This window comes from Bradyrhizobium sp. STM 3809, assembly GCF_000239795.1.
Taxonomy (GTDB): Bacteria; Pseudomonadota; Alphaproteobacteria; order Rhizobiales; family Xanthobacteraceae; genus Bradyrhizobium.
Map to the genome: position 1 here is coordinate 1 of NZ_CAFJ01000667.1, position 2,487 is coordinate 2,487.

Here is a 2,487-nt window from a genome sequence, read left to right on the forward strand (position 1 = left end):
GCGATCGGCCGCGCGCTGACGCTCAATCCCAAAGTGCTGCTGCTGGACGAGCCGACCGAGGGTCTGGCGCCGATCATCGTCGAGGAGCTGCTGGCGGCGATCGGCACCATCAGCCGTGCCGGCGGGCTGTGCTCGATCATCGTCGAGCAGCACGCCCAGAAGCTGCTTGCGCTGGCCGATCGCGTCGTCATCCTGGAGCGCGGCACCATCGTGCATGACGCGCCATCGAGCGACCTGAAGGCGGACCCGGCGCCGCTGGAGCGGCATCTGGGTGTTGCGAGCGCCGCGGCGCATTGACCTCGGCGGTGTCCGGATGGGCGTGCGCTCCGGCAAGCCCCGCCGCTGAGGGAATTGAGTTATTCTGTATACCGGAACGGCAACCGAGGATGACCGTCCGGCATGCCGGACACAGGCTGGAAACGGCCGAATGAACGGTATTGGTCGGATAGAGCCGGCAACTCTGTCCGGAATGCGCGAGGGTGCATCATCCTGAGCGGAACGGAATTGTATACTGATCGGATACGAGGTAGGGCTTGCCCTGGCTTCGAAGGACGCGCGTGCCCCGGCCGGGGGCGCACGTCCAAGTCGATCATCGATCGGTCCAACAACCACATCCAAGACGTCGACCATTCCAAGGAGTGAAGAGATGCAACGCACCAAGCCCCCCTTCCGCGCCGACGAAGTCGGCAGCCTGCTGCGCCCGGCGAAGATCAAGGAGGCCCGCGCCAAGCTCGAGAAGGGGGAGATCTCCGCCGACGATTTGCGCAAGATCGAGGACATGGAGATCGAAAAGGTCGTGCATCGCCAGGCCTCGACCGGCCTGAAGCTCGCGACCGACGGCGAGTTCCGCCGCTCCTGGTGGCATTTCGACTTCCTCGCCAAGCTGACCGGCTGCGAGCTGTTCCACCCGGATACCGGCATCCAGTTCACCGGCGTGCAGACCCGTCACGACGCGGTGCGCGTGATCGGCAAGCTGGATTTCCCCGACGATCATCCGATGCTCGATCACTTCCGCTTCCTCAAGAAGCATGCCGACACCGCGCATGTGACGGCGAAGATGACGATCCCGTCGCCGGCCGTGCTGCACTTCCGCGGCGGCCGCAAGTCGATCTCCAAGGAGGTCTATCCCGATCTCGACGCCTTCTACGAGGATCTCGGCAAGACCTACCGCAAGGCCGTCAAGGCGTTCTACGACGCGGGCTGCCGCTATCTGCAGTTCGACGACACCGTGTGGGCCTATCTCTGCTCGCAGGACGAGCTGAAGAAGGCCAGGGAGCGCGGCGACAATCCGGACGGCCTGCAGCAGATCTACTCGCGCATCATCAACTACGCGATCGCCGAGCGTCCCGCCGACATGACCATCACGACCCATGTCTGCCGCGGCAATTTCCGCTCGACCTGGATCTCCTCGGGCGGCTACGAGCCGGTGGCCGAGACCATGCTCGCCAACACCAACTATGACGGCTACTTCCTGGAGTACGACAGCGAGCGCGCCGGCGGCTTCGAGCCGCTGCGCTTCCTGCCGAAGGGCAACAAGGTCGTCGTCGTCGGCCTCGTCACCTCGAAGGTCGGCGAGCTCGAGAAGAAGGACGACATCAAGCGCCGCCTGGAAGAGGCCTCGAAGTTCGCTCCGCTCGACCAGCTCGCGCTGTCCCCGCAATGCGGCTTCGCCTCGACCGAGGAAGGCAACATCCTCTCCGAGGAAGAGCAGTGGGCCAAGCTGCGCCTCTGCGTCGAGCTCGCCGAGGAGATCTGGGGGAAGTAACAGGCTCGCGACCTATGCTCGTCTGATCAGGCCGGATCGGTTTATCCCGATCCGGCCTTCTGTTTTGAAGACCTGACGATTCACGCCGATAGGGCTTTGGTTTCGCTGTGGGCGGCAGCGGTCAGGAACTAAGCGGCCCGCCGACTTGTTTTCTTTGCGCTCTTCCGCTTCGGAGCCGCCTTGGGGGGCGCCGCGGTGAGCTTCACGCCGAGGGCGCGCAGCACCTTCAGGATGGTCGCGAACTCCGGGTTTCCGTCTTCACCAAGAGCCCGATACAGCTGCTCGCGACGGATGCCGGTCGCCTTGGCGACCTCTGACATGCCGCGTGCCCGGGCAATTGTGTTGATCGCAGCGCGGATGTCATCAGCGGTGCCATCCTCGAGCGCCGCCGCCAGGAATTCGGCTTGGGCCTCCGGCTCTGCAAGATATTCTGCGGCATCGAAGCGCGTCGTTGCCATTCGCTATTCCTCTCTCTCAGCCAATTCCTGAGCGCGCCGGATATCGGAACGCTGGGTGCTCTTGTCACCTCCGCAAAGCAGGATCACCAATATCTTGCCTTTCTGGTGAAAATAGACGCGATAGCCGGGGCCATAATCAATCCGCATTTCGGAGACGCCGCCACCGACAGGCTTGCTGTCTCCGAAGTTGCCAGCTTCGGCCCGAGCAATGCGGGCAGCAATACGCGCCTTTGCTCTCGCATCTCGCAAACCAAGGAGCCATTC

The 2,487-nt window shown here is 63.6% G+C and carries 4 protein-coding genes; 2 read left to right on the forward strand and 2 right to left on the reverse strand.

Annotated elements, in window-relative coordinates; translation table 11 throughout:
- On the forward strand, positions 1-297 hold a 297-nt coding region (locus BRAS3809_RS29450), incomplete at its 5' end, for an ABC transporter ATP-binding protein (protein WP_035659336.1).
- Positions 298-646: 349 nt separating this feature from the next.
- Positions 647-1,765, forward strand: coding sequence for a cobalamin-independent methionine synthase II family protein (locus BRAS3809_RS29455; RefSeq protein ID WP_008965666.1), 1,119 nt, complete (start codon positions 647-649; stop codon positions 1,763-1,765).
- 128 nt (positions 1,766-1,893) lie between these two features.
- Here BRAS3809_RS29455 and BRAS3809_RS29460 read toward each other — a convergent pair whose 3' ends face one another.
- Together BRAS3809_RS29460 and BRAS3809_RS35290 are read right to left on the reverse strand one after the other, a co-directional pair.
- Entirely contained in the window at positions 1,894-2,223 is a 330-nt protein-coding gene (locus BRAS3809_RS29460) for an addiction module antidote protein (protein WP_008965667.1), read from the reverse strand.
- Between the two features lie 3 nt (positions 2,224-2,226).
- The coding region (locus BRAS3809_RS35290; RefSeq protein WP_035659338.1) for a type II toxin-antitoxin system RelE/ParE family toxin at positions 2,227-2,487 on the reverse strand (261 nt) is incomplete at its 5' end.

Coding starts and splice junctions, on each gene's coding strand:
- BRAS3809_RS29460 (WP_008965667.1), bottom strand. CDS start 2,223: ATGGCAACGACGCGCTTCGATGCCGCAGAATATCTTGCAGAGCCGGAG.
- BRAS3809_RS29455 (WP_008965666.1), top strand. CDS start 647: ATGCAACGCACCAAGCCCCCCTTCCGCGCCGACGAAGTCGGCAGCCTG.